Annotated in this window: 2 protein-coding genes; both read right to left on the reverse strand. The window is 44.3% G+C overall.

All coding sequences use genetic code 11. The features are described from left to right. Positions 1 to 2,934, reverse strand: a 2,934-nt coding sequence (locus tag RHS_RS24115) for a beta-N-acetylglucosaminidase domain-containing protein (protein ID WP_395023489.1), incomplete at its 3' end; no start/stop codon positions are given. Between the two features lie 118 nt (positions 2,935 to 3,052). Then, positions 3,053 to 6,686, reverse strand: a 3,634-nt coding sequence (locus RHS_RS24120) for a family 20 glycosylhydrolase (RefSeq protein WP_395023490.1), incomplete at its 5' end; no start/stop codon positions are given.

The raw sequence follows: 6,686 nt of genomic DNA on the forward strand, positions 1-6,686 counted from the left end.
ATCCACTTCACTGTCATGCTGCACCATTTTCAGTTTCTTAACAGGAATGGTCTGGCCCAGATCATAAATCATATACTGGCCTTCCTTCTGGGATACACTGAAGTTTGCCTTTGAGCTGCGGTCTCCGTCCACTGCAAGATCCGCATTGGTTATTGAGGATGCTGCAATATTAGATTCCATAAAATGGGGCGCCGCGATTTCTTTTGACCTAACGGCAAACTGGGACAGTTGAAAAGTAACCGGTGCGCTGCCACTGTTTATCAGGCGGACATACCTGATATCCATGCCGCCGGACAGATTGCCCGGATTCACAGCCTCCCATTCCGTTCCGTTGACCGAAGCCTCCATGGTCAGTTGATTCTGCTGTGTATAGTCCGAATTAATTTCGACTACGTTTCGGATTCTTGGCAGCATAATACCCAGATACTGGTTTTTTACAAGTGTAATATTACGGTCATTCACTTCTAAATTAGCGGTATCGGCAGTAGATACAACGCTCCTTCGGCTTAAAGATGCCACATTTGTATATGCCACCGTGGAAGGGAGCACTTCACCTTCGCTTACCGCAAATTCCCTCACCGCCAGCCATTTGTTCGTGGCAGCCTTTGCCCTTACTCTGACATATCTGGCTTTAATTCCAAGCTCTTCCGCATTAAAATAAATGTCCCGCTTATCGGAATAAGACTCCAGTTCTGTGTAATTTTCTCCGTCCAGGGAATATTCCAGTGCAGCACTTGATATCAGATCTGTTTGCGCCGTGGTGGTTCCCCCCTGAAGGAATTTAATGGTTCCAAGGGTTACTTCCCTTCCAAGATCCAGTCCCAGCCAGCCCCCTGCCGGAAGAGAATCATTTGGTGTGGTTTTGAACCAGGCAAAAGTATTGTCGTCCTTATCCGTTACCTTGTCTTGCGTATATTCATTATAAGTGCCGTTAAATCCATCTGATTTAAGCAGTTCTGAATCTACCGGTACAAACGGCCTTGTTTTATCCGCATTTGGATTCACTACGCTGTTTACTTTCGGTCCCAGCAATTCAGATAAATTTTTCACAAATGGAATCAGCCGTTTTGCCCCTGCCTCTACATTCGGAACCGCATCAATATTTACCACCGGGCATTGTCTGGACAATCCATAGTTACTGGATGCTTCAGAGAAGTAACTCCATACATTTTCATAGTCATTATTTTCATACGCCATTGCAGTATTGATATAATTGATTGCTGCTTTCGCCAGATATCTTAAGGAGTCGGTCCATGGAGACAGTTGTTCCTTTAGGTCTGCATTTCTGGAATCCCGTTCAAAAGCGTCTGCCGCATCGGCTATTTTCTGGAATTCATCTGCCAGACGGCCTCCTTTTTCCTGAATAGATGCCCCTGATTGATAGAGTGTCATGAATTCTTCCAGTAAAGGTGCCAGTTCTTCCGATTCTCCCAGTACCAGCCCATGCCCGTTGGGAGAAGGGTCTGATAAATGTTTCGCCATGGTATGTAAAGCCTCGGAAGCATCCGGTTCCACATATTTAAAGGAATCTGCCCAGCTCTTGTCCCGATTGAAATCCTGAATGTTCCAGGCATAATCGGCAACCGCAAAAATCGCAACCTTGGATGGCTCTGACTGCTGCATGGGATTGGTAATCACCCCTGCCAGATTCGTTACATCGGTATTGAGCATCTCACCTTTTCCCATGAGCATGCGCACTTTATTAATATCATTTACCGGCCAGTTCAGCCAGAAAAGCGGTTTTCTTCCTGCCTTTGCATCGGATGTAAGGCCATTGACAAACCCATCCACCGTTTCTTTTGTGACATGTCCGCAGACACTCTGCCCCGTCCAGAAAAAGTCTACATCGTCATTTACCAATTGGTTTGCATTTCTTAAATTTGTCCAGCTGTATCCTGCAAAAGCCCAGTTATATTCCGGCGGGCAGTAGAGGATATCTTTTACATCATTTTTACTCTTGCACCAGTCTGTCAGATCATTCAGAAGTTTGGCAATAAGATTTACGGATACTCCGCCCGCATCATCTGCCAGAACACCAAAACGGCGTACTCCTGCATCATAGAGCTGCTGGAATTTCTTTTTAATCGTTGCCAGACTGTCATCATAATTGCTTTCCGTAATACGGTCACTCATAAAAGGATGGATGGTCCAGACAAAATCACACTTGGATTTCCTGCCAACTTCTGCCATCTCCCTGATTTCAGCCAGTTTTTCTTCCGGATACATTTCTCTCCATTTAGAATTGTGGTATGGGTCATCCTTTGGCGCAAATACATAAGCATTGCATTTGATTTCCCCACCGAATTTCATGAGATTCATGCGGTCTTCATTGGACCAGGGCAGTCCATAATACCCCTCAATAAATCCTCTAAGCCCGGTATCTGAAAAATCCGTAACTGTAAAATTCTGCACCTGTTTTCCGGTGATCTGGCGCAATACCATTTTCAGCGTGGATAACGCATAAAAAGCAGCATTGGTATCTTTCCCAACGGCTGCAATGGTATTGTCCTGCGCTGTTAACACATAGGCATCTGTCTGGTTAAAATGATCATCCGTAACTGCCGTATGGTCTGCGGCAAATTGGTCCGCAGCATCTTTTGCTCCTTCTGACCGGTGGATACCTACCAGTAAATTGGTCTTCCCCTCAGCAGAAGCGTCAGTAACTGCGTGTGATACGCTGGCTGTCTCCAGCACATCGTCCACTTTATCTTTTGTTGCCTGGTCTATACCTTCTCCAAAAATTACATTTACTTCATCTGACAGTGTAAAACTGCCATCCGGATACTCCACGTCATGAGGCGTGGGATAGATTTCGTATGCTGTATTTTCCGCAGCCGAAACCTGAAGCGGCCCTGAAATTCCACTTAGCTGCACCGATGTCATGGTTAAAACAATAATCAGTAAAAAACTAAGTGCTCTTTTTAATCTTTTCATTCTTAATCCCCCGATCTTTTTATTATTTCATCTGCCTGATTTATTGTCAGGTAATTTTGCCCGCAGCGTGTTTGAAAGCTGGAAGTTACCTTCAAACACGCCCGGACCCTTTCATGGTTTATTTTTTGACATATCTGGCATTTTTAGAAATGTTTGCTTTATTCAGTAATCTTTTGTAGCTGCCGTACTTTTTCTTTGGAACTGTGACTTTTATCTTCTTTTCGGTGTTTTTAAAAGCGTTTTTGCCAATGGATTTTAGTACCTTTGACGAAATCGTCACATATTTTAATTTCTTGCATCCCCGGAAACTTTCTTTTCCGACTTTCTTAATATTGCTGCCCAGAATCACTTTTTTCAGCTTCTTCTGGTTCTTAAATGCCTTATCGGATATTGCGGTAACCTTAAAGGAATAACCGTTTAATTTTACGGTTGATGGAATCTTGATACTGGTACTGTTCTTTTTAGCCGGGCGCCATACAGTTACGGTTCTGGATTTGGATGAAGCAGCAGTTACCTTGTATTTTATACTTCCTACCTTGTGGGTAGTTCCCTTTTTCGGAACCGGTTTTACTTTTACAAGCTCATTTCTGGCTGTATTTAATGCCTTGTAAGCCTGATCCACCGTTGTCTGTACCGCTTTCGGATCACTTAATACTTTTGCAGCTGATGCCAGAGCACCGGAGAATTTCTTCCAGGAAGTGCTGGTGTAATCAGAAGCTTTTAAATTCTTGCAGGTTTGGTAAAGATTTTGCAGCGCTGTTTTATTTACCACTGGCTGCGGGTCCTTTTTCTTTAATGCTGCCAATGCGTTCTGTAAGTCAGAAGCCGCCTTGTTTACCTCTTCCTGGGATGCCTTTGGATTATCCAGTACATTCTTTGCTTTTGCCAGGGCATCTTTAAATACCCGGAAGCTTTCATCCGTATATTCCCCCTGGACTTTTTGTTTGTTATCGTCATACAGTTTCTGCAGGGCGGATTTATCAACAATTGGTTTTACGGCAAGATTTTTCACTGCGTTTTGAAGACCCGTAACTGCTTCCGCTATCTCTGCTTCTGTAGAATCCGGATTGTTCATAATTCCCATAGCTTTATCATAAGCCGCTTTAAATGCGTTCCAGCTCTCCTGGGTATAATCCCCGCGCAGGATACCGGATGCATCTGTCAGCTGTGCCTGCAGTTCTCCTTTGGCATCAGGCTGGTTTAAATTGATTTCCGCTGCTGAACCAAAACCGCCCTCACCTGAGGTAACCTTAAATTGTACATATCTGGCATCCACCGGATCAAAGGATATGGTTTTGGAGGTATTGTCAGCAGCCAGTGTGCCGCTGGAAACCACCTCATAATTACTGCCGTCCTGACTTACCTTTATCTGGTAACCGGTCACAATACCGTTTATGCCTCCGCTTTGACGGGGCAGGTATACAAATTCATGGATACGGTTTACCTGATTCATATCAATGGTAATGGTAGCCGGCAGTTCTTTCATGGATGGCGAATACTGGGTATGCCAGATCGTTCCCGGCTTTCCATCGAATGCAAGTGAAACAGGTCCCTCATTGCCATCAGCTGTTAACGCCTGTTCATTGTCAGAGGATACTGTCCAGCCGCTGGTTGGGATTTGGGAAGGATCATTGATATCATAGCTCTTAGTGATTCTGACATTATCGACATAGCCCTTAAAAGCATTTGTTTTAGAACCGATCCTTGCAAGCGGCAGCACAAAAGAACTGCTTGAAATATTTGTCTTCTTTACCAGTCCTTTATTGGTGAAGGAACCTTTTGCAGAGGAATTAAATGTCCCATTTACATACAAGTCTGTCTTCTGGGGGTTTACACTCAGAATAATATTATAGGTTTTTCCGGCTTCCGGAATAAAGTCAAACTCATATTCATACAATTCCTGGGTATAACCCAGTTTGTTGTTCTCCACAATGCGGATATCATGTGTCCCGTATGGAGAATCCTCTTCAAATATAATCTGCCCGGGCTTTACTTCATCCATCTTAAGGGTAAAGGAAAGCATATTTCCGTCTGATCCCAGCTGTTCTACAGGCGTGGCAGCATAACTTTCACCACCGCCAATTTTTAACATACTGCCGTTTAAATTCTCAGCCTGTCCTACATTTACCATATCGGTCAGGGTTCTTCCATTTGCACTGCTGTCATCTCCAATGCCGCCGTCAAAATTATATTCTGCATAGATGCCGTCTGCATCTGTTTCTGTAGAATACGGATTGGAATTAGGAGCTGTGGATATCTGGGATGCCAATGCATCAATGCTGGCAACACTGCCCTTTTCCTTGCCGTTTGCCCAGCATTTTTCGGACATCAGCGCAAGGGAATCGTAGAATCGCTTAAACTCATCTGCTTCCGTCATTCCGGTTGCCCTTTTATCTATATTGTCATTCCATATGGCATAAGCGGCTCCCAGCATCTGCTTGTCCCCGGCAGGAATTGTGGTAAATCCGCCTCGAACGGCAACTCTGTTCGGTGAAAAATCATTAAAAATGGAGTTCTTATTCAGATAATCCCCATAAGCTCCCCGGCTGCCGTTTCCGCTGGGTACCATATAAAGGTATTCATCCTGGGTATTAATCAGGTCATACCCCATATCATACATTTCTTTTCCATCCGCCCAGGATCTTGCCCAGAGATTGATCTGCACATCTTCCACTGCTTCCGGTCTGATCTGCGTAACCGGGTTATCTTTTAACCAGGTAAGTCCTCCCCAGAAACGGACGGTATTCGTTTCTTTCACATGAGGTATCAACTGGTTCAGCAGATTTCTGTATGCTGTAGTACCAGCCTCAAATTCATCTGCCCCTACATGAACTACCGTCTGGGAATCAAATGTGCCGTCTTTGGTGTAGTCATCAAAAATTCCTTCTGTAAAATCAATTACTTCCTGTTTGGATATATCCAGATGATCTACAATGGAACGTTCCTTAAAACGGGGATTCCATCCATTCACCGCATATTCCGGGAACACTTCCGTGATTCCCATGGCATGTGCCGGTACATCCAGTTCCGGTACAATATTGACGCCATAATTCCTGGAATCCTGAATAAACTCCTTAAATTCCTGTTTGGAATAGTGGTAATCATCGGATGCCAGTGTCTTTCCTTCCTCATTTGCAATAGATGACTCTAAACGGAATCCGCTGTAAGCATCATATGCATCAGCAGGGTTTGGATCACTGCTGTTCTGGTAATCCTCCAGGAATATATAATTGTCACTTAGATGCACCTGGAAATCATTCATTTTGTACCATGCCATATTTTTTACGATATCCTGGAGCATGTCCATGGATACCGGTTTACGTCCTACGTCATATACAAATCCGCGTACCTTATACTTTGGATAATCCCGTGCTTCCCCATAGGGCAGTGCATTTGTATCACTGCTTAATTTCAGTGTCTGAAGAATGGTTCTGGTTGACCAATATGCCCCGGTTGTATGAATGGCATCTACCCTAACCGATTCCCCAATTACCAGATGGTATCCCTCATCTCCCATCATCGTGTCTTCACTGCCCAGCCGGAAATAGAAATCCCCTGCTTCCGGCTGTCCGCCTGTGACAATCTCCAGTTTTTTACCGGTGATATCTTCCAGATCTTTCTGGAACTCCATGGCTGTGGATGCCAGATCTTCGGTCCCAATGACAATTCTTGCATGATCAGAGAGAACAAAATTTTCTGTACTGTCGCTGTACCATTCGGATATCTCCGGAATGACCTGCGGCTTATTGTTT

Source organism: Robinsoniella sp. RHS (assembly GCF_001029355.1).
GTDB lineage: Bacteria > Bacillota > Clostridia > Lachnospirales > Lachnospiraceae > Robinsoniella > Robinsoniella peoriensis.